This is a genomic window from Sphingosinicellaceae bacterium (genome assembly GCA_019285715.1).
Taxonomy (GTDB): Bacteria; Pseudomonadota; Alphaproteobacteria; order Sphingomonadales; family Sphingomonadaceae; genus Glacieibacterium.
This window is the reverse complement of the sequence record CP079108.1, coordinates 2,616,287-2,636,715: the sequence shown is the minus strand read 5'-3', so window position 1 is coordinate 2,636,715 and position 20,429 is coordinate 2,616,287. Positions and strand designations below refer to the sequence as shown.

Below are 20,429 nucleotides of genomic sequence, written 5' to 3'. Positions count from 1 at the left end.
GTTCTTAATAGAACATTACACGCATTCCGACATGAGCTTCATCAGGCACGTATCGAATAGAGATCATGAGCTAAATTAGGCACAAAACATCTAAGTTCAGTAAAGACTCCAATATCTCAATACCCATTCATTGTGGGGAATTGTGCGGTCGGCGATCGCGACCAACCTTCCCGGCGCGGTGGATCGTCGCGAGATTTTGCTGAAATATCCAACTGGACGGGAGTAGGGCGCTTCGCCCAATCAAACAGTTGTGCGCTCCGAATGCACCGAAGCGCCCGACGTCGCCGCTGGTCCGAGATGACGCGGCTTCAAATAAATACGTCCTATCCGTACGGTATTAGACAAAACTATGATTAACCATACACGAAAGAAAGATTGATTTCGGATACACACATGTTTCGGTTTGTAAGAGAATGTCTGATATATAGATATCCATTCGCGGGCAATTACTGTATTCACACGATGCTCTTACTCGCGTATAGACTCGAGCATTACGACGATCGCATTGTTATCATGTCGGACATGGCAACTGAGTGGCTCCGGCGATTGCGAAGCGGTCAGAACGACTGGTTCTCGTTGCTTGTGTCTGTTGAGTTGGAACAATCGATGTCGGATATGCACTCGGGTTCGGGCCGTGAAGCGAATTCCGCGGGTTCGCGGCTGCGACGGTCGCGAATCTCGTTGTCGTCGCTTGCGGTGATCGTCGTGCTGGCTGCACTCGGCCTCGTCGCCGTGATCACAAGCCCATCGCTGCAGGTAGAACCACACGGCGGGTGGATGCCGGACTTCTCGACATTCCTGGTGGCGCTGGCTGGTGTCTGCATGGTCATGGCGCCGCTGCGTGCGCGACGCCGCTCATCCGACAACCGGCATTATCGACCGTTCGACTAGTTGTCGGTCGACAAGGTTCGGGCCGGCTGGTTTCCCAGCCGGCCCTCTTTCAGCTTCGTACTTCATCCAGTCTGCGCGTCTAGGGGCTGACGGGCGCATCCGTCTTGACCGCATCGGCGACGAGCACGCCGCCCACCGCGACGCTGCTCAGCGCCAGGACGCTCAGCAAGATCGTCTCCTGCAGCGTAAGACCACCGACCGCTCCGAGGCCGGCACCGGCACCGGCACCGACGCCCGGAGCTGCGCCGGAAATGCCGGGCGGGGGCAGTCGCGGTGCCGCCGCGCCGGGCGCTCCCTGGGCGAGTGACGGCAACGGTGCCACCACCAGCGCCGCCAGCGCTGCCGAAGCGATAATCTTTCTGGCTACCATATTTCCAACCCTGCTTACGTGATCTTCCGGACCAACTATCATTTCCCATCCAGTTGAACAAGACGCCACCATGTATAAAATGGGGCTCCAGAACTATGAAATCAAAAAAACCTGGCGTCTTGATACCAGATATTTGGACTTTAGTAACAATCGCTACCCATTACATTAAGAGCATTAGCGCGTCTTAACCAGAACTTGTCCTAATGAATACTTTCATCGTGCCGGATATCTTTATGGGTTGGTAATGCGCTCACGCTATCTCTTGCTCCCGAGGGCTTCTCGCGAGGGGTAGTGATGTCGAACGGTAGCGGTTTGCGCCAGCGTGGCTGGCGGCATGGCGGACGTCGATTGGCCGTATTGGGCGGCGTGCTGCTTTGTCTCGGCGGTTGCGCGGGCAGCCGCGGTGGCCATGTTGCGTACAACCGCACCGACTTCGTCGCTCCCGACCTGCCACGCCTGACGACGAGCGCCGACGAGCATTTGCTCCAGCCCGGCGACGTGGTCAGCGTCAATGTCTTCCAGGTCGATTCACTGTCGGGCGACCGCCAGGTCGACCTTAGCGGCCAGATCCAGATCCCGTTGATCGGCGCCGTGGCGGCGCAGGGTCATACGGTCAAGCAACTCGCCGCGAACCTGGCGACCAAGCTCGATGCGACCTACCTGAAGTCGCCGCGCGTCGAAGTCCTGCTCAAGGCGATGCAGGTGCGGTCGGTGACGGTCGACGGCTCGGTCAAGCAGGCCGGGGTCTACCAGATCGCTGGTGACGTGACGCTGATTCAGGCGGTCGCACTCGCTCGGGGCACGGATACCGGCGCGAACGTCAAGCGCGTCGTGGTTTTCCGGCAGATCGACGGCCAGCGGCAGGCGGCGGCCTTCGACCTCAGCACGATCCGCGCCGGCAAGGAGGTCGATCCGACGATCTACGACAACGACGTCATCGTCGTCGACGGGTCGGCGACGCGCCAGGCGTTCCGCGATTTCCTCTCGGCGGTGCCGCTGCTCGCCGTCTTCCGTCCCTTCTGACCTTTGCGACGGATAGCCCATTGAACGATCATAGCCCCGACGCTTTCGTCCCCGCCGACCGTGGTCTGGAGGGCGGCCACCGACGCGCCTTGCGAACCATCGACCGCGGCGAGGTCGCGATCGCGTACGACCATCTCGGCCACGACCTCGATCGCTCGGCCTATGCCGACCTCTGGCTCGTCCTGCAGAAGTGGCGTTGGGTGGTTCCGGCCTCCGTCGCCATCTGCCTGGCCATCGCGGGCGCAGTATCGGTCCTCACGACCAAGATCTACCGTGCCTCCGCCACCCTCGAGATTTCCGCCGAGGACTTCAAGGTCATCAACACCGACGAGACCGAGACCGCCTCGGTGTCGATGGCGCGCAACGACTACCTGCGAACCCAGTACGGTTTGCTGGCGAGCCGGTCACTTGCCGAACGGGTCGCGCGTACGCTCAGTCTGGCGACGGTGCCGGGTTATGGTTTCGATGCCGGCGACGAGCCCGACCGTAATCTCGAGACCGCGACGGCTCACGCCGCCAAGGTGCTCGTCGACGGGTTCAAGGCGACGCCGGTGCCCGACAGCCGCCTCGTCACGATTTCCTTCGAGGCCCCGGACGCCGCGATGGCCGAACGCATCACCAATGCCTATGCGTCGAGCTTCATTGCCTCGAATCTCGAGCGCAAGATGAGTTCGACGGTGCTGGCGCGCCAGCTTCTCGGCAAGCGCCTGCTGATTGCCCAGCAGCGCCTCGAAGCTTCGGACCGCGCGGCAACCGAGTATGCGCGTGAAGCCGATATCATCAACGTCCAGCCGTCGGCCTCGAACGGCGCGACCGGTGGCGAGACGTCCCTGACGTCGGCCTCGCTGGTCCAGGTCAATGCGGCGCTGTCCGATGCGCAGCGCGACCGCATCGATGCCGAGCAGAAATACCGGCAGGTCGGGCTGACGACGACCCAGGAGCTGACCAACCCGACGATCCAGGCGCTGCAGCAGACCCGCGCCGGGCTCAGCGCCCAGTACAGCGACATGGGCGGCCTGTACCGCGATGTCTTCCCGCAGATGTCGCAGCTGCGCGCCCGGATCGCCGATGTCGACAAGTCGCTGGCCGCCGAGCGGGCGCGGGTCCGCAGCTCGCTGCAGGCCGATTATCTCGCGGCCGTGGCCCGCGAGCACGTCCTCGCGCAGAACGTGAAGGGGCTCAAGAACTCGGTCCTCGACATCAACGACCGGAGCATCCGCTACAATATCCTGCGCCGCGACGTCGACACGAACCGGCAGTTCTATGATGCGCTGCTCCAGCGCTTCAAGCAGGTCGATGTCGCCGAGGGCATCGAGACCAGCAACGTCTCGCTCGTCGACGAGGCCAAGGGCGCGCCGCTGGTCCGGCCCAACGTCGCGTTCAACCTCGGCGCGGGACTGATCCTCGGTCTCGTGATCGGATTGCTTGCGGCCTTCATCTGCGAGTTCATGGACGACTCGATCAAGACGCCCGACGATGTCTCGCACAAGCTCCGCCTGCCGCTGCTCGGGGCGATCCCCAAGGTGGCGACCGGCGAGCGCATCGTCGACAAGATCACCACCGGCAAGGGCGCGATCGTCGAAGCCTATCTGTCGGTGCGGACCTCGATCGAGTTCGGCACCTCCACCGGCGCGCCGCGAACTCTGCTCATCGCGAGTACCGGCGAGAGCGAGGGCAAGTCGACGACCGCCTTCGCCCTCGCCATCGCCTTCGCGCGAACCGGACGCCGCGTGCTCCTGGTTGACGCCGACATGCGGCAGCCGTCGATGACCGTCACGCGCGACGAGCATTTCGGCCTGTCGAACCTGCTGGCCGGCTCGAACGACTTCAAGAGCGCGGTGTTCACGACGAGCACCGAGAACCTGTGGGTACTGCCGTCCGGGCCCGTCCCGCCAAACCCCGCCGAACTGCTCGCCAGCCCGCGGACGGCGGAGACGATCGCCATGCTCCAGGACATGTTCGACATGATCATCCTCGATGGCCCCCCCGTGCTCGGACTGGCTGACTCGCCGCTGCTGTCGTCGCTCGCCGAGGGCACGGTGTTCACCATCGAGGCCGGGACCCGGAGGCTCGCGGCGCGTCGTGCGATCGCGCGTCTCGAGGGTGCCGACGCGCAGATCCTCGGCGGCCTGTTGACCATGTACGACGTCCGGCTGTCGGGTCTCGGTTACGGTGGCTATGGCAGTTATGGCGGCTACGGCTGTAGATTTCCACTGAGAAGTGACCCGGGGTTTTCATCGAGATTTGACCCGGGTGAAGTTATGTCCCGCGATGCGGGGTGTGGGTCAAGTTGATGATTTCTCCTTCCGTGTTTTGGGCGCAGCAGCGCTTGCCCTGAACCGGAAGCTGTCGTTGCCGGTTTCGAGAATGTGGCAGTGGTGGGTAAGCCTGTCGAGCAGGGCGGTGGTCATCTTGGCATCACCGAACACCTCGGCCCATTCGCTGAAGCTGAGGTTGGTGGTGATGATGACGCTGGTACGCTCATAGAGTTTGCTGAGCAGATGGAACAACAACGCCCCGCCTGACGGGCTGAACGGCAGGTAGCCCAGTTCATCGAGGATAATGAGGTCAAGGCGCAGCAGGCGCTCGGCAAGCTGGCCGGCTTTGTTCATTGCCTTTTCCTGTTCAAGCGCATTGACCAGATCGACCGTGGCAAAGAACCGGACCTTCTTGCGGTGATGTTCGACAGCCTGGACGCCCAGCGCGGTGGCGACGTGGGATTTTCCGGTGCCGGGACCGCCGATCAGTACGACGTTGTCGCCGCCGTCGATAAAGTCACCGCGGTGCAGTTGGCGGACCATTGCCTCGTTCACTTCGCTGGAAGCGAAGTCGAACCCGGCTAGATCCTTGTAGGCCGGGAACCGGGCAGCCTTGATCTGGTAGGCGATCGAGCGGACCTCCCGCTCGGCCATCTCTGCCTTGAGCAGCTGGGAGATGATCGGCACTGCCGCCTCGAACGCCGGGGCGCCTTGCTCGATAAGGTCGCCGACCGCCTGGGCCATGCCGTACATCTTGAGCGCCTTGAGCATGACGACCACTGCGGCGCTGGCGGGATCATGACGCATGGCGCAGCCCTCCATCGCGAAGACCGTCATATCGCCCGACATCGGCGAGCGGCTCTTGCGCAAGGCGCAGCGCCTGCGGGGCGTCGATCGGGGAGGCTGGCGTAGCCTTACCATCGGTGAGCCGGTGCAGAACGTTGAGGACGTGGGTCTTGGTCGCGACGCCAGCCTCCAGTGCCAGTTCGACCGCGCAAAGAACCGCCTGTTCGTCATGCTGCAGCACGAGCGCCAGGATCTCGGCCATCTCGCGATCGCCGCCGGCGCGGCGCAGTAACTGACTTTGCAGCTGCTTGAACGCATCGGGCAGTTGCGTGAACGGCGCGCCATTCCGCAGCGCCCCAGGCTTGCGCTGGATCACCGCCAGATAGTGCCGCCAGTCATAGATGGTCCGCCCGGGCAGGTGATGAGACCGCTCGATGATGCGGGCATGCTCGCACAGGATCAGCCCCTCGGCCGCCACGACGATCCGCTCGGGATAGATCCTGACGCTGACCGGGCGGTTGGCGAACGAGGCCGGCACGCTGTAACGGTTGCGCTCAAAATGCAGGAGGCAGATCGGCGAGACCCGCTTGGTGTGCTCGACGAAGCCGTCGAAGGGCCGACCCAGCGGCATCAGATTGCCGACCTCTTGCGCATGCACATCAGCGACAGTGCCGGGCAAGCTGCCGTGCTGGATCTCGCTCCACTGCGCGATGCATTGTTCCTCGAGCCAGACATTGAGCGCATCGATATCCGGGAAGCTCGGCAGTTGCTGCCATAGGCGGCGCCGCGCATCCTGCACGTTCTTCTCGACCTGGCCCTTCTCCCACCCCGACGCCGGGTTGCAGAACTCGGGCTCGAACAGGTAATGGCTGGCCATCGCGGCAAAGCGGGCGTTGACCTGCCGGGCTTTGCCGGTACCGATCCGGTCGACGGCGGTCTTCATGTTGTCGAAGATCCCGCGCTGCGGAACGCCGCCCAGAACCCGGAACGCCTGGGTCATCGCGTCGAACAGCATCTCGTGGGTCTGGAGCGGATAGGCCCGTACAATGAAGGCCTTGCTGTGTGACAGCTTCGTGTGCGCCGCCTGCAGCTTGACGCGCTCGCCGCCTATAATGGCCCAGTCTTCGCTCCAGTCGAACTGGAAGGCCTCGCCTGGCTGGAACACCAGCGGCACGAAGGTGCCGCGGCCGCTGGTCTGCTGTTCAATCTGTCGATCAGCCTTCCACGCCCGCACATATGACGCGACACGGCCGTAAGATCCATCGTAGCCCAAGACGACCAGATCGGCGTGCATCTGCTTGGCCGTGCGCTTCTGCTTGCGCGACTTGCCGGCATTGATCACCAGCCAGCCCGACAGCTTCTCGGCAAATGGGTCCAGCTTGCTCGGCCGGTCGGGAACCTTGAACTGCGGCTCAACCGTCTCAGCGCGCAGGTACTTGCGGATCGTGTTGCGCGACAAGCCGCTGCGCCGCTCGATCTCCCGAAGTGCGAGCTTCTGCCGGAAACGCCAGCGACGTACTACGCTCAGTAAATCCATGTTGATCACTCCTAATACCTCCGGCCGGTCAGCCAGAGGCAGGTCCAAACATGGGTCAAATCTCAGTGAAAACTTATGCCGCTCCCGGGTCACTTCTCACTGGAAATCTACACCCGACGCAAACTCAGCGTGTAACTTGGGCTAAGGGCAACCGTTCAAGATTAGATTAATGCATATCATAAGTTCTAGTTTGTCTAGGTGAGTAGTTTACAGGCATTCTCTATCATAAACTGATCGTTGAGATTTTAAGTTCTGTTCGGTAAAGTCTATCTAGAAATCATTTATTCGATACTGCTAAGTTACATTATTGATTATTGCGTAGACATTTTGTCAGATAGTATTGAGGATAATTAATTAGTTTGATCATTCGCGATTATGGGCGCGCCCGGCCGAAGGATTCGCGATGAGCTGACCCTGCCGGACTAGGCTGACTCGTTCAGCCCCGCCGCGAGAAGCGCCGCGATCCGGTCGACGCCGGCAGCATCGCCGACCAGGTCCTGCCGTACCTCGAGCTCCACGTACGGCCGGCCGGCCGCAAAGGCATGGTGCGGCACGGTGTAGTCGGTCGCGTCCATCCGGTACGGGTCGTTGTCGCCGATCGGCAGCCCGGCGTGGCGTTCCAGCCAGTCGAGCAGCCGCCGGGCGAAGGCGTCGTTGCGACCGTCGTGCAGGACCCCGATGTGCCACGGCCGCGCCACGCCGGCCATCGCGGGGGTGAAGCTGTGCAGCGCGACCAGAACGGCCGCGGGACGAGCCTCGAATGCAGCCGCGACCGCTGCCTGGTACGGCTCGTGGATTTCCGCGACCCGCCGGTGCCGGTCGGCTGCGCTCAGCCCGACGTTGCCCAGTATCGGAGTGCCGTCGCTGACCACCGGCATCGCTTCGGCCGACCCTGGATCGCGGTTGCAGTCGATGACCAGCCGCGAGTAGCGCTGCCGCACGAAAATTGCATCGAGCCGCGCCGCGAGGTTCCGGCCCAGTGCCTCGACCCCGATGTCCCAGCCGATATGACGCGCCATGTCCTCCGCCGCGACGCCCAGCGTCCCCAGCGCCGACGGTACCAGCTTGCCGGCATGGTCCCCGGTCAGCAGGAATCGGCCACCGCCGTCCGGGTTGACGATCTCGACCGGCGGCAAGTCATTGGAATGTAATAGTCGTTGCGAATCGTCGAGCACTTGTCGAAACTTTCCGGATGGTCGTGCTCACCATAGATCACCTGACTACCTACCGGTACCGGCAGCCGGTAGCGTTCGGCGAGCACCGGATCATGACCCGGCCGCGCGAGAGTCACTACCAGCGCCTGCTCGCCTCGACGCTGGCGATCGAACCGGCGCCCAGCGAACTCCGCTGGGTCCAAGACGTTTTCGGCAACTCGGTGGCGATCGCCCGCTTCAACACCCGTGCGTCCTCGCTCAGCTTCCGCAGCACCGCCCGCGTCGAGCACCGTCCGCTTTCCGCCGAACAGGTCCAGGTCGAGGACTATGCACGCGGCTTCCCGTTCACCTACTCGTCGGAGGACATGCCCGACCTCGCCCGCTCGATCGAGCGCCAGCATCACGACCCCGACCGCATCATCGACCGCTGGGCGCGCGCCTTCGTGTCCCCGGGCCGGATCGAGACGATGGCGGTCCTCAGCGCGATGACCACGACGATCCGGCGCGACTTCCTCTACGTCTCGCGCGCCGCGATGGGGACGCAGACGCCGGTCGAGACCATCACCAAGCGGCAGGGCACGTGCCGGGACTTCGCCGTGTTGATGATCGAGGCGGCGCGCGCCCTCGGCCTCGCTGCCCGTTTCGTCTCCGGCTACGTGTACAGCCCGTCGAAGCGCGAGCGCCGGATCGGCGGCGGCAACACCCATGCCTGGGTTCGCGTCTTCCTGCCGGGATCGGGCTGGGTCGAGTTCGACCCGACCAACGGCATCGTCGGCAATCGTGGCCTGATCCGCGTCGGCGTCGCCCGCGATCCATACCAGGCGGTGCCGCTGTCGGGCACCTGGTCGGGCTTTCCGGGAACCGATGCCGGCATGGTTGTTTCCGTCGAGGTCAATCTCGAAGCTGATGCGTTAAGCCCTTCGGAAGGAGAGTTTTCCTCATGTTGATCCGCGCCGGCTATGACATCCGCTTCGAGAGCCCGAGGGCGACGCCGATGATGGCGATGCTGAGTATCCATCCGTCGCGGAATCGGGACCTGCAGACCGCGCACCGCATCGTCACCACGCCGCACGTGCCGATCTACGACTACCTCGACGCGTTCGGGAACACCTGCACCCGGGTCACCGTGCCGCCGGGCGGCCTGTCGCTGTCGTGCGACTTCACCATCGAGGACTCGGGCCTGCCCGACATCCAGGCCCCTGGCGCGCCCCAAGCCGAGATCGAGGACCTGCCCGACGACATCCTCGTCTACCTGCTCGGCAGCCGCTACTGCGAGACCGACCGGCTCTCCGACGTAGCGTGGTCCTTGTTCGGCAGCATCGAGCCGGGCTGGGCTCGCGTGCAGGCAATAGTCGACTATGCGCACAACCACATCGAGTTTGGCTACCACCATGCCCGCGCCACGAAGACCGCGTGGGACGCCTATCAGGAGGGCGCCGGCGTCTGCCGCGATTTCGCGCATCTCGCGGTCACGCTCTGCCGCTGCATGAACATCCCGGCGCGCTATTGCACCGGCTACCTCGGTGACATCGGCATCCCGCCGGTCGACGCCCCGATGGACTTCTCCGCGTGGTTCGACGCCTATCTCGGCGGCCAGTGGTACACCTTCGACGCGCGCCACAACCGCCCCCGCATCGGGCGCATCCTGATGGCGCGGGGGCGCGACGCGACGGACACCGCGTTGACCACCAGCTTTGGCTCGGCGTGGCTGACCCGCTTCGACGTCCACACCGACGAGGTCGACGAGATGGAGCAGAGCGTCAGCGCGAGCGGGTGAAGATAGCTCGCACCCCCCATTGTCGTTCCGGCGAACGCCTGAACCCAGTCGCTTTAAACGCTCGAAACTTGGAGCGCTGAGAATAGCTGGGTTCTGGCGTTCGCCGGAATGACAGGGAGGCTTGGCATCGGGCACCAGCTCACGACCAGCTTCATTCGCGATCAGACCGCGGATCGGCTATCATCGTCGTTATCGTGCTCGCGACCGCATCAGGACTGTGACGCCGTTCCCACGCATTGCCGCGCTGGCATTGGCGGTTACTTTTCCGGCGGTGCTGGGGAACTGGCCGGCCAAGGCCATCGAGCCGGGCGCGGTTTCCCAGCCTTCCGCCGAGCCGACGATCCCGCCAGCGACGCTCGACGACAGCCTTGAAGTCAGCGGCGAGGACCTCGCCGCGCAGATGCGCGAGAGCCGGATGCTGCTCGACGTCCGTATCAATCGGGAGGGGCCGTTCCGCTTTCTGGTCGACAGCGGTGCCGATCGATCGGTGGTCGCCCGGAGCGTCGCGGACCGCCTGCAACTCCCGGCCATCGGCACCGGCACACTGCGCGGCATGGCGGGGACGAGCGAGGTCCAGCTTGTCGACGTCGACCGCTTCGGTATCGGCAGTAGCGAGATGCGGAGCATCCGGGCGCCGGTCCTGAGCGACAAGGACCTCGGTGCACAGGGCGTGATCGGCATCGACGCGCTCGCCGACCAGCGGCTGATGCTCGATTTCGTCGCCAAGACCGTGACCGTGCAGGACTCGCGCCGGGAGTCGACGGCCGAAGACGGCGACATCGTCGTCACGGCACGGCGCAAGCGCGGTCAACTCATCCTGACGCAGGTGTCGATCGCCGGCCAGCCGCTTTACGCCGTCATCGATACCGGTGCCGACGTCACGGTCGGGAACATGGCCCTGTTCAAGGCGCTTACCCGCAACCGCCGCAAGCCGGAGGGCAAGGTGACCCTGATCAGCGTTACCGGGCAGACGCTGGTGGCGGACTTGATGGCGGTGCCTGAACTGCGGGTCGGCGGAGTAACGGCGATGAACGTCCAGGTCGCCTTCGTGGATGCGCCGCCGTTCGCCTTGTTTGGCCTGTCGCGGCAGCCGGCGCTGTTGCTCGGGACCGACCTGCTGCAGGCGTTCCGTCGGGTGTCGCTCGACTTCCGCCGCCGCAAGGTCCGGTTCTCGCTGCGACGCTGACTTGCCTCGTGCCGGGACGCGCAATAGTGCAGAACGAACCGTGATCAAGTCCGAGTGACCGCGCCGCCAGCATGACGACCCGCAAGATCATCCACATCGACATGGACGCCTTCTATGCGTCGGTCGAGCAGCGCGACGACCCGGCCTTGCGCGGACGCCCGGTCGCGGTCGGCAGTGCGCAGGCGCGCGGCGTCGTCGCGGCGGCGAGCTATGAGGCGCGGACCTTCGGGGTGCGCTCGGCGATGGCCTCGGTAACGGCGCTCAGGCGCTGCCCGGCGCTGGTGTTCGTGCCACCGCGCTTCGACGTGTATCGCGCCGTTTCCGAGCAGATCCGCGCGATCTTCGCCGACTACACCGACCTGATCGAGCCGTTGTCGCTCGACGAGGCCTATCTCGACGTCACCGAAGACCGCAAGGGCATCGGCTCGGCGACGGCAATTGCTGCCGAGATCCGGGCGCGTATCCGCGAGGTCACCGGCCTGACCGCGTCGGCGGGGGTGTCGTACAACAAGTTCATCGCCAAGCTCGCGTCCGACCAGAACAAGCCCGACGGCCTGTGCGTGATCAGGCCGGCGCAGGGCCCGGCGTTCGTCGCGGCGCTGCCGGTCAAGCGCTTCCACGGCGTCGGGCCGGTGACCGCGGCGAAGATGGAGTCGCTGGGCATCCTGACCGGTGCGGACCTCAAGGCCCGAACGCTCGACGAACTGACCCGCTGGTTCGGCAGCAGCGCCGGCTATTTCCACCGCGCCGCCCACGGTGACGACGACCGCCCGGTGCGCAGCGACCGCCCGCTGAAGTCGGTCGGGGCCGAGCGCACCTTCGACCGCGACCTTAGCGAGCGTGATGAGCTGCTCACGGCGTTGGAGCCGGTGATCGACGCGGCGTGGCGGCGCATCGAGCGGGCCGGCGTCGCGGGCCGGACTCTGACCCTCAAGGTCAAGTTCGCCGACTTCCGGCTGATCACCCGGGCGCAGAGCCGGGTCGGCCGGATCGCGGCGCGCGAGCATGTCGCCGAGGTCGGCAGGGCGCTGCTGGTGGCGCTGTTCCCCGTCGACACCGGCATCCGCCTGCTCGGCCTGACCCTGTCGGGGCTGGGGGAGGAGGGGGCCGAGACGACGGACCAGCTGGACTTGCTGGCCGACTAGCCCCGGTCGAGGGCGAGGAGAACCTCGATCAGCCGGTCGACCTCGGCTGCGGTGCTGTAGTGACAGAGCCCGATCCGAACGAGGCCGCCCGCGTCCGCCAGCCCGAGCCGGGCGACTGGCTCGACCGCGTAGAAGTTGCCCGACCACGCGAAGATGCCGTGCGCCGCAAGGTGCTTGACCACCGCCGCCGGGGTCGACCCGGCGAGCGTGAAGGCGAAGGTCGGCACGCGCCCCGCCATCGTCGGAGCGCCGTAGAGGTGAAGGCCCGGCACCTGCTTGAGACCATCGAGCAGCCGGGTGCCGAGTTCGCGCTCATAATCGACGCAGGCCGCGAAGGCCGCGAGGAGCCGGGCGCGGCGCGAGTTGGCGGCCGGGTCGACCTCGCGCCCGAGCCATTCGAGATAGTCGACCATGCCGAGCACGCCGCCCTGCGCCTCGAACGACGGCGTCCCGGTCTCGAGGCGGGCGGCGGGCGGCTCCACCGGTGACGGCCGCAGCTTGTACGGGGCGACGCCGTCGAACACGCCCGGCCTTGCCCACAGTACGCCCTGGTGCGGCCCAAACATCTTGTACGGCGAGCACACCAGCAGGTCGCAGCCGAGCGCCACGACGTCGGTCGGCACATGCGGCACCGACTGGACCCCGTCGACGAAGACCAGCGCCTTGGCGTTCGCCCGCACGCAGCGCACGACCGCGCCGATGTCGTTGAGCGTGCCGAGCGCGTTGCTCGCACCCCCGACCGCGACCAGCCGCGTGCGCTCGTTCAACAGCGCCGGCAGCTCGTCGAGGCGAAGCACGCAGGTAGCGGGGTCGAAGTCGAGCCAGCGCACCGTCACCTCGCGGTCGCGTGCCGCCAGCACCCACGGCGTCACGTTGGCGTCGTGGTCGAGCCGGCTCAGCACGATCTCGTCGCCAGGCTGCCACTGCTGCGCCAGGGTCCGCGACACCTGGAAGGTCAGCGAGGTCATGTTCGGACCAAAGGCGATCTCGGCCGGATTGCCGCCGAGCAGGTCGGCCATCGCCGCGTGCGCGTCGGCGCTCAGCGCGTCGGTGGCGACCGAGGTGGCGACCGAGGTGGCGAAATGCCCGCCGGCATTGGCGGTGCCGCTCTCGAGGTGGGCGACCATGCCCTGGATCGCGGCAGCGCAAACCTGGGTGCCGCCGGGCGCGTCGAAATAGGTCCGCGGGATGCCGGCATCGGTGACGGCGAGAGCGGGGAAGCGGGCGCGGACGGCGTCGATGGGGAAGGTCATGGCGACGCTTGTCGTTGGCAGGCGGCACGCTGTCCAGCGTCGTCGGGATCGGGTGCCGGCGCTTACCTGACGAAGCCGAGCCCGAAGCGCAGCCGGGTCTGGTGCTTGTCGTAATCGAGCAGATTCTCGCCGTAGCCGGTGAACGCCTGCCCGAAGACGTACAGGTTGAAGTTCTTCGCGATCACCCGGGTCAGCGGGTACGACGCCATGACGTCGATCGCGCCCTTGCCGCTGCCGAAGTTGAGGCGGCTGTTGGTGGTGACGCGGAGCCCGTTGTCTTCGCCGAGCTCGAGGAACAAGCCGGTGTTGCCGCGGAAATGCCTGATGTCGGGATTGTCGCTCAAGTCGCCGAAATAGCCCCAGATGCGCGGTCCGACAGAGAGCTTGTAGCGGCCGAGCGGCAGGGCCGCGACCGGCTGCACATAGACGCTGTTGGCGCTGCGCGAGGCGGTGCCGTCGCGGCCATTGGACTCGTGGGCGATCCCGAGCCGACCGCCGAACGCGACTCCGCTCGGCCTGACCGCGGCGGGCACGATATAGGCGAGCTCGGGCATGTAATCGATGTTGCGGAACGGCGACGACTCCGCGCCAAGGTCCCAGTAAAGACGCTGCGTATAGGCAAAATGCAGGCCGTTGAGCAGCGACCAGCCCGGTCCGATTGCACCGCCGTTGCCGAACAACTGGTATTTGAAGCTGATCTGGATCTTGGCGTCGGTGTTGGTGCCCGGGCCGTAGACCGCATAGATCGGCTGGTCGGCCGACAGGCTGCCGAGAAAGGCGTTGCCGGTGTCGGCGTTCGGCGAGTTCAGGCTTTCCTCGACGACGGCGGGGTTGGTCGTCGGGGTGGCGGGCGGTGCAGCGGTGGCGACGACGGTCTCCGGCAGCGCCAGCGTGAAGCCGGGACCGTCCGGCAGCGATAGCGTCGCCTCGCCGGGACCCTGTGCCGAGAGGGTCACGCGGTAGGTGATCCGTTGAAAGCCACCGGCAGGGATCGCGACGGGTGACGCGGGGTCTGCACGCTCCAGCGTGATCGTGGAGCGTTCGCCCGCCACCGCGAGCTTCGCGGTCAGCAGCCCCGGTGCCTCGAACCGCAGCGCAGTGGCTCCGGTGTTCAGATAGAGGACATCGACCGCGACCGGGCCGCCGCCGCTGTCCACCCTGACCGCGCCGATCAGGGTCTGCACCGGGCCTGCCGCTAGCCCCGGCGCAGCGGCGACGAGGAGCGGTACGACGACCCCCCAGAGGAGCCGCGGCGTCACGACCGCAAACCCGCTGAAGCGTGGCAGGAGGCTTCGGAAGCTATCGGTCGATTGATCTGGATGGGCATGCCGTGACTGAGCCACGTCATCGACAAGGCGACAAGTGTCAGGGGCGAAACGATGCCCGGCCCGTTGACTTGGGATGGGACCGGGAGGACCCTGCGGCGTATCGCACCGAGGGGATCGACGATGGCGAAATGGCAAGCCGCAGCCTGGGCCGTATTGATCGCCGCCACTCCCGCCGCCGGTCAGGAGGAGCACCACAACCACCCGGTGCCCGAGCGGCTCGGCGCGGTGCATTTCGCGACGAGTTGCGCGGCCGGCGTCGCGCCGGCGTTCGACCGGGCAGTGGCGTTGCTGCACTCGTTCGCCTACGCCGCCGCCGACAAGGCGTTCGCCGACGTCGCGGCGCGCGATCCGGGCTGCGCGATGGCCGACTGGGGGCGCGCCATGAGCCATTATCACCAGCTTTGGGAGGTGACCGCCGGCACCGAGCTCGCGGCGGGCGCGGCCGAGATCGGCAAGGCAGAGGCTAGCCCGAGCGGCACAGTTCGGGAGCGCGCGTTGATCGCCGCGCTCGGGCAGTATTATGCCGAAGCGGACCGGGTCGCCCCTGCGCTACGTGCGATGCGCTACTCGGACGCGATGGCGGCGGTGGCGCGGGACAACCCGGCCGACGACGAGGTGCAGGTATTCTACGCGCTGTCGCTGATCGCCACGGCATCTCCGGGCGACCATAGCCACGCCCGGCAAAAGCGCGCCGCCGACATCCTCGAGCCGATCTGGAAGCGCCAGCCGCAGCATCCCGGCGTCCCGCACTACCTCATCCACGCCTACGACAGCGCCGAACTGGCACCGCGCGGGCTTGCGGCGGCGCGTCTGTACGCGACGATCGCGCCATCGGCACCGCACGCGCTGCACATGCCGTCGCACATCTTCACCCGGCTCGGCCTGTGGCAGGATTCGGTGACCTCGAACCTCGCCTCCCGCGCCGCCGCACACGCCGAGGGCGATGTCGGCGAGGAACTCCACGCGATGGATTACCTGGTCTACGCTTATCTCCAGCTCGGTCGTACCAGCGATGCCAGGCAGGTCGTCGCCAGCCTGGCGCGCCTCGGGCCGCTCCCGGCGAAGGTGTTCAAGGTGGGCTACGCGGGCAACGCCATGACGGTGCGGCTGGCGGTCGAGAGCCGCGACTGGCAGACCGCGGCCGAGCTCACGCCGCTGCCCGGATCGGCCCCGCAAGTCGCCGCCCTGGTCTGGTGGGCCCGGGCGCTCGGCCGCCTGCGCGGGCCGAACCCGGTCTCCGCCGACTCCGACATTGCGCAGCTCAAGCTGTGCAGCGATGCCGTCCGCGCCGCAGGCGATGCGTATTGGGCGCCGCAGGTCGACGCCTTGCTCAAGTCTGCCGAGGGCTGGCGGGCGGCGGCGGCGGGCGACAGTGCCGGGGCGATCGCCGCCCTGACCGTGGCAGCGGACGAGGAGGATGCGCTGGAGAAGCTGCCGCTGACGCCTGGCCCGATCGTGCCGGCGCGCGAGCAGCTCGGCGAGCTCTACCTCAAGTTGGATCAGCGGCAGGCTGCGCTGGCGAACTTCAGGACCGCGCTCGTCGAAGCGCCGGGTCGTCGGGGTGCGCTGCAGGGCGCAGCGAAGGCGACGCGTCACTAGCGGCGCTCAGCAGGTTCGCGAGGCCGACCAACCGACTGTACGAATACGAACGCCCGATTGACTCGGAACGGAGCCGGGCCGACATGCTACACAGGCGTAACATTTGCGCCCGTGTCCGCGTGAGGATCCGCATTGGCTGAGCTCAATATCAACGGCGAGGTGCGGACGGTCGATGCGACCGACGACATGCCGCTGCTGTGGGCGCTGCGCGACGTGCTCGGGCTGACCGGCACCAAGTTCGGCTGCGGCATCGCGCAGTGCGGCGCATGCACGGTCCATCTCGACGGGCAGGCGGTACGGTCGTGCCTGCTACCGATCGGCTCGATTGCCGGTCGCAAGGTCACCACCATCGAGGCGGTCGGCGCGACCCCGGCAGGCGCGAAGGTGCAGCGCGCGTGGCTCGATCTCGAAGTGGTCCAGTGCGGTTATTGCCAGTCGGGGCAGATCATGTCCGCGGCCGCGCTGCTGACCGCGATCCCCGCGCCCGACGACGCCGACATCGACGCCGCGATGGCGGGCAACATCTGCCGCTGCGGCACCTACGTCCGCATCCGCGACGCGATCAAGCGGGCGGCCAAAGCGTCATGACGGTGCCGGCGATCCTTTCCGGCGGCCTTTCCGGCGGGCTATCGCGGCGCGGCTTGCTCAAGACCGGTGCGGCGGTCGGCGGCGGGCTGCTGGTCGCGGTCAGCTTTCCGCGCGGCCACGCCGATGCCGCCGGCACGGGGACGCCCGGAGTGTTCGCGCCCGACGCCTTCATCCGCATCGGACGCGACGGGCTCGTGACGCTGGTCATGGCGCAGGTCGAGATGGGGCAGGGCACCCACACCTCGATCCCGATGCTGATCGCCGAGGAGCTCGACGTGACGCTGGACCATGTCCGGCTCGAGGAAGCGCCGCCCGACGACGCCAAGTATGGCAACCCGATCTTCCAGATCCAGATGACCGGCGGCTCGACCTCGATCCGTGCTTTGTGGCTGCCGATGCGCAAGGCCGGGGCGAGCGCCCGCGCACTGTTGGTCGGCGCTGCCGCCAAGGGCTGGGGGGTCGATCCTACAAGCTGTAGGACTTTGGCAGGGGTGGTGTACCACGACGCCTCCGGCCGCAAGGCGGAGTACGGCAGCCTCGTCGACCGCGCCTCCGGCATGACCCCGCCGGCCAACCCGCTGCTCAAGCCGGCCAGCGCCTTCCGCCTGCTCGGGACCCCGGCCAAGCGCCTCGACACCGCCGACAAGGTCAACGGCAAGGCCGTCTACGGTATCGACGCAATGCCGATAAGCGTAAAGTTCGCCTCATTAGCCTGCAGCCCGGTCCTCGGCGGCAAGGTCGCGCACGTCGACCAGACCCAGGCGCTGGCGGTCAAGGGCGTGCGGCAGGTGGTCGTGCTCGACGACATGGTGGCGGTCGTCGGCGACCACATGTGGGCAGCGAAGCAGGGCCTCGACGCCCTCGTCATCGAGTGGGCCGAAGGTGCCAACGCCGCTGTCGACTCCGACGGGATCTGGCAGGCATTGGCGGCTGCAGGCGACAAGCCGGGGGTCACCGTCAAGAAGACCGGCGACCAGGCGAAGCTCGGCGGCGACGGCCTCATCGAGGCGCGCTACGAACTGCCCTTCCTCGCGCACGCCGCGCTCGAGCCGATGAACTGCACCGTCCACGTCCGCCCCGACGGCTGCGAGCTTTGGGTCGGGACCCAGGTCGCGACCAACGCGGTGCGGATCGCGGCCAAGGAAACCGGCCTCCGGGTCGACCAGATCAAGCTCAACAACCACCTCATCGGCGGCGGCTTCGGGCGACGGCTGGAGGTCGACGGCATCGGCAAGGCGGTCCGCATCGCGATGAAGGTCGACGGCCCGGTCAAGGTGGTGTGGACCCGGGAGGAGGACATCGCGCGCTCGACGTACCGCCCAGTGTATCACAACCGCATGTCGGCGCGGCTGGAGAACGGCAAGCCCGTCGCGTGGAGCCAGCGCATCGTCGGTTCGGCGATCATCGCCCGATTCCTGCCGCCGGCGTTTAAGGATGGCATCGACATCGACGCCGTCGATGGTGCGACCGAGCTGCCCTACGACCTGCCCAACTTCCACCTCGACTACGTCCGCCACGAGCCCGTCGGCGTCGACACCTGCTTCTGGCGCGGCGTCGGGCCGAACAGCAACATCTTCTCGGCCGAATGCTTCATGGACCGGCTGGCCAAAGAAGCTGGTGCCGACCCGGTCGCGTTCCGGCGCAGCCTGCTCGGCCACAGCCCGCGTGCGCTCGGCGTGCTCGACCTCGTGACCGCCAAGGCCGGATGGGGCGGAGCTTTGCCGGCACGGTCGGGGCGCGGCGTGTGCCTGCAGTCCGCATTCGGCAGCTTCATCGCCTGCGTCGCCGAGGTTGCGGTCGACGAGGACGGTGAGGTCCGTGTCAGCCGGCTGACGGTGGCGGTCGACTGCGGCAGCATCGTCAACCCGGACACCATCGCGGCGCAGTTACAGGGCGGCATGATTTTCGGCCTGACGGCGGCACTCCACGGCAACATCACCCTTGCCAGGGGCCGCGTCGAGCAGAGCAATTACCACGACTACCGCATGCTCAGGATCAACGAGACCCCTCGCATCGAGGTCCACATTATCCCCAGCACCGAGGCACCCGGCGGCATCGGCGAGCCCGGCACGGTCGTCGTCCAGCCCGCCGTCGCCAATGCCGTCTATGCCGCGACCGGCGTGCAGATGACGCGCATGCCGATCGACCGCAAATTGCTCAAGGCATGAGGGTCTGGCGCATCCTGCTGATCGCCGGAGCCACCGCCGCGGTGGCCGGCGCGGCGTTCACCGGCTGGACCGTCTTCGGCCCCGGTGCGAGCGCCTTTGCCAAGGGTACGCCGGTCGAACTCGCCGCCTACACTGGGCCATCCCCGACCGGAGTTCCGGCATCGCTCGCCGGTGCCGACCTCGTGACGCGTGGCAAATACCTTGCCCAAGCTGCTGATTGCGTTGCCTGCCATACCGCGAAGGGTGGCGGCGTGCCGTACGCCGGCGGCCTGCCGTTCAAGCTGCCGTTCGGGACGCTGTACGCACCCAACATCACTCCCGATCGTGCGACCGGCATTGGCGGCTATACCGACGCCGAGTTCGTAAAAGCCGTCCATCACGGCGTCGGCCGCGGCGGTAAGCCGCTGTATCCCGCGTTCCCTTACACCGCCTATGCCAAGCTGGCCGAGGCGGACGTGCTGGCGATCAAGGCCTACCTGTTCTCGCTGCCGCCCGTGCGCAACGTCGTGCCGGCGAACGACCTCGCCTTCCCGTTCAACCAGCGCCCGCTGATGGCGGTGTGGGCGGCGATGTTCAACCGCGAGGGCAATTTCAAGCCGGTGCCCGAGCAGAGCCCGGCGTGGAACCGCGGCGCTTACCTCGTCGAAGCCGCGGGCCATTGCGGCGAGTGCCACACACCGCGCACCCTGTTCCAGAGCCTCGACAACCGCCGCAAGTTCGCGGGCGCGATGGCGGCCGGTTGGAACGCCTACAACATCAGTGGCGACCGCTTGACCGGCGTCGGCGCATGGACCGCGCCCGAGTTGGCCTCCTTCCTGTCGACCGGGCACGCGCAGGGCCGCGGCTCGGCGTCGGGCCCGATGGGCGAGGCCGTCGAGATGAGCTTGCGCCACCTCGACCCGGCCGACATCGCGGCGATCGTCACCTATTTGCAGACCGTGCCTGCGGTCCACACCGACGCCGTCCCCGACCAACTCGCCGGCCCGGCCCCCGCTACGGCCAAACTCGGCTTCAACGGCGATCCGCGCGGCAAGGCGATCTTCGAGGGTGCCTGCGCGAGCTGCCACAACTGGGACGGCTCGGGTGCGCTGATCAACGAGGCGACGCTGACCGGGGCTCGCGCCGTCAACGACCCGACCGCGGTCAATGTCGCCCAGGTCGTGATGTCGGGCGTCCGTCGCAACGGGCCGAAAGGCCAGGTCTTCATGTCGTCGTTCGGCGCCGCCTACACCGACCAGGAGGTTGCGGCGGTCGCAAACTACGTCACCGCGCGCTTCGGCTCGGCGCCGTCGAAAGTCACCACCAAGGACGTCGAAAAGCTCCGCAAGCTGACCTAACGCGGGACGACCGGCTGCCCGACGGGCCG

The 20,429-nt window shown here is 66.5% G+C and carries 17 protein-coding genes; 11 read left to right on the top strand and 6 right to left on the bottom strand.

Features of this window, described 5'->3' with window-relative positions; genetic code table 11:
• Window positions 1-522 precede the first annotated feature (522 nt).
• The gene (locus tag KX816_12290) at window positions 523-891 is read left to right on the top strand and encodes a hypothetical protein (GenBank protein QXQ05062.1); all 369 of its coding nucleotides are present in this window, start codon (window positions 523-525) and stop codon (window positions 889-891) included.
• A 79-nt stretch (window positions 892-970) separates the two neighbouring features.
• Here KX816_12290 and KX816_12285 read toward each other — a convergent pair whose 3' ends face one another.
• The gene (locus tag KX816_12285) at window positions 971-1,261 is read right to left on the bottom strand and encodes a hypothetical protein (GenBank protein ID QXQ05061.1); all 291 of its coding nucleotides are present in this window, start codon (window positions 1,259-1,261) and stop codon (window positions 971-973) included.
• A 294-nt stretch (window positions 1,262-1,555) separates the two neighbouring features.
• Here KX816_12285 and KX816_12280 point away from each other — a divergent pair, with 294 nt between their 5' ends.
• The gene (locus KX816_12280; protein ID QXQ05060.1) at window positions 1,556-2,284 is read left to right on the top strand and encodes a polysaccharide export protein; all 729 of its coding nucleotides are present in this window, start codon (window positions 1,556-1,558) and stop codon (window positions 2,282-2,284) included.
• 20 nt (window positions 2,285-2,304) lie between these two features.
• Window positions 2,305-4,578: a polysaccharide biosynthesis tyrosine autokinase gene (locus tag KX816_12275; protein QXQ05059.1), complete on the top strand. Its 2,274-nt coding sequence runs from the start codon at window positions 2,305-2,307 to the stop codon at window positions 4,576-4,578.
• On the opposite strand, the gene istB is transcribed toward KX816_12275, so the two are convergent.
• From istB to KX816_12260, 3 genes are all read right to left on the bottom strand, one after another.
• A complete protein-coding gene (gene istB / locus KX816_12270; GenBank protein QXQ08541.1) occupies window positions 4,570-5,349 on the bottom strand; it encodes an IS21-like element helper ATPase IstB in 780 nt (259 codons plus the stop codon). The genes KX816_12275 and istB overlap by 9 nt on opposite strands.
• Complete coding sequence (gene istA, locus KX816_12265; protein QXQ05058.1) at window positions 5,339-6,865, bottom strand: IS21 family transposase; 1,527 nt, start codon at window positions 6,863-6,865, stop codon at window positions 5,339-5,341. Before istA ends, istB begins: the two co-directional genes overlap by 11 nt.
• A 422-nt stretch (window positions 6,866-7,287) precedes the next feature.
• Window positions 7,288-8,001 (bottom strand): N-formylglutamate amidohydrolase, encoded by a 714-nt coding sequence (locus tag KX816_12260; protein QXQ05057.1) that lies wholly within the window; start codon window positions 7,999-8,001, stop codon window positions 7,288-7,290.
• Between the two features lie 56 nt (window positions 8,002-8,057).
• Here KX816_12260 and KX816_12255 point away from each other — a divergent pair, with 56 nt between their 5' ends.
• From KX816_12255 to dinB, 4 genes are all read left to right on the top strand, one after another.
• Window positions 8,058-8,966, top strand: coding sequence for a transglutaminase family protein (locus KX816_12255; GenBank protein ID QXQ05056.1), 909 nt, complete (start codon window positions 8,058-8,060; stop codon window positions 8,964-8,966).
• Window positions 8,960-9,796: a transglutaminase family protein gene (locus KX816_12250; GenBank protein ID QXQ05055.1), complete on the top strand. Its 837-nt coding sequence runs from the start codon at window positions 8,960-8,962 to the stop codon at window positions 9,794-9,796. Before KX816_12255 ends, KX816_12250 begins: the two co-directional genes overlap by 7 nt.
• Window positions 9,797-10,013: 217 nt before the next feature.
• Window positions 10,014-10,982 carry an aspartyl protease family protein gene (locus tag KX816_12245; GenBank protein ID QXQ05054.1) on the top strand — a complete coding sequence of 323 codons (969 nt, stop codon included), beginning with the start codon at window positions 10,014-10,016 and terminating at the stop codon, window positions 10,980-10,982.
• A gap of 71 nt (window positions 10,983-11,053) precedes the next feature.
• Window positions 11,054-12,127, top strand: coding sequence for a DNA polymerase IV (gene dinB, locus KX816_12240; GenBank protein QXQ05053.1), 1,074 nt, complete (start codon window positions 11,054-11,056; stop codon window positions 12,125-12,127).
• On the opposite strand, the gene KX816_12235 is transcribed toward dinB, so the two are convergent.
• Together KX816_12235 and KX816_12230 are read right to left on the bottom strand one after the other, a co-directional pair.
• Window positions 12,124-13,380, bottom strand: a complete 1,257-nt coding sequence (locus tag KX816_12235; protein ID QXQ05052.1) for a cysteine desulfurase-like protein — start codon at window positions 13,378-13,380, stop codon at window positions 12,124-12,126. The genes dinB and KX816_12235 overlap by 4 nt on opposite strands.
• Before the next feature lie 62 nt (window positions 13,381-13,442).
• Window positions 13,443-14,939 (bottom strand): phospholipase A, encoded by a 1,497-nt coding sequence (locus KX816_12230; protein QXQ05051.1) that lies wholly within the window; start codon window positions 14,937-14,939, stop codon window positions 13,443-13,445.
• On the opposite strand from KX816_12230, the gene KX816_12225 reads away from it, so the two are divergent.
• The 4 genes from KX816_12225 to KX816_12210 all read left to right on the top strand — a co-directional run bounded on the left by KX816_12225 (window position 14,829) and on the right by KX816_12210 (window position 20,400).
• Window positions 14,829-16,307 carry a hypothetical protein gene (locus KX816_12225; GenBank protein QXQ08719.1) on the top strand — a complete coding sequence of 493 codons (1,479 nt, stop codon included), beginning with the start codon at window positions 14,829-14,831 and terminating at the stop codon, window positions 16,305-16,307. The two genes, KX816_12230 and KX816_12225, sit on opposite strands and share 111 nt — an antisense overlap.
• Window positions 16,308-16,439: 132 nt before the next feature.
• Window positions 16,440-16,895 carry a (2Fe-2S)-binding protein gene (locus KX816_12220; GenBank protein ID QXQ05050.1) on the top strand — a complete coding sequence of 152 codons (456 nt, stop codon included), beginning with the start codon at window positions 16,440-16,442 and terminating at the stop codon, window positions 16,893-16,895.
• On the top strand, window positions 16,892-19,063 hold the full coding sequence (locus KX816_12215; protein QXQ05049.1) for a molybdopterin-dependent oxidoreductase: 2,172 nt from the start codon (window positions 16,892-16,894) through the stop codon (window positions 19,061-19,063). The genes KX816_12220 and KX816_12215 overlap by 4 nt, the downstream gene beginning before the upstream one ends.
• The gene (locus KX816_12210; GenBank protein ID QXQ05048.1) at window positions 19,060-20,400 is read left to right on the top strand and encodes a cytochrome c; all 1,341 of its coding nucleotides are present in this window, start codon (window positions 19,060-19,062) and stop codon (window positions 20,398-20,400) included. The genes KX816_12215 and KX816_12210 overlap by 4 nt, the downstream gene beginning before the upstream one ends.
• The last annotated feature ends 29 nt before the right edge of the window (window positions 20,401-20,429 follow it).

Coding starts and splice junctions, on each gene's coding strand:
- istA (QXQ05058.1), bottom strand. CDS start 6,865: ATGGATTTACTGAGCGTAGTACGTCGCTGGCGTTTCCGGCAGAAGCTC.
- KX816_12230 (QXQ05051.1), bottom strand. CDS start 14,939: ATGCACCGCGCCGAGCCGCTCGGGCACCGGGTGGTTGTGGTGCTCCTC.
- KX816_12225 (QXQ08719.1), top strand. CDS start 14,829: ATGGCGAAATGGCAAGCCGCAGCCTGGGCCGTATTGATCGCCGCCACT.
- KX816_12235 (QXQ05052.1), bottom strand. CDS start 13,380: ATGACCTTCCCCATCGACGCCGTCCGCGCCCGCTTCCCCGCTCTCGCC.
- istB (QXQ08541.1), bottom strand. CDS start 5,349: ATGCGTCATGATCCCGCCAGCGCCGCAGTGGTCGTCATGCTCAAGGCG.
- KX816_12210 (QXQ05048.1), top strand. CDS start 19,060: ATGAGGGTCTGGCGCATCCTGCTGATCGCCGGAGCCACCGCCGCGGTG.
- KX816_12285 (QXQ05061.1), bottom strand. CDS start 1,261: ATGGTAGCCAGAAAGATTATCGCTTCGGCAGCGCTGGCGGCGCTGGTG.
- dinB (QXQ05053.1), top strand. CDS start 11,054: ATGACGACCCGCAAGATCATCCACATCGACATGGACGCCTTCTATGCG.
- KX816_12290 (QXQ05062.1), top strand. CDS start 523: ATGGCAACTGAGTGGCTCCGGCGATTGCGAAGCGGTCAGAACGACTGG.
- KX816_12280 (QXQ05060.1), top strand. CDS start 1,556: ATGTCGAACGGTAGCGGTTTGCGCCAGCGTGGCTGGCGGCATGGCGGA.
- KX816_12250 (QXQ05055.1), top strand. CDS start 8,960: ATGTTGATCCGCGCCGGCTATGACATCCGCTTCGAGAGCCCGAGGGCG.
- KX816_12255 (QXQ05056.1), top strand. CDS start 8,058: ATGGTCGTGCTCACCATAGATCACCTGACTACCTACCGGTACCGGCAG.
- KX816_12215 (QXQ05049.1), top strand. CDS start 16,892: ATGACGGTGCCGGCGATCCTTTCCGGCGGCCTTTCCGGCGGGCTATCG.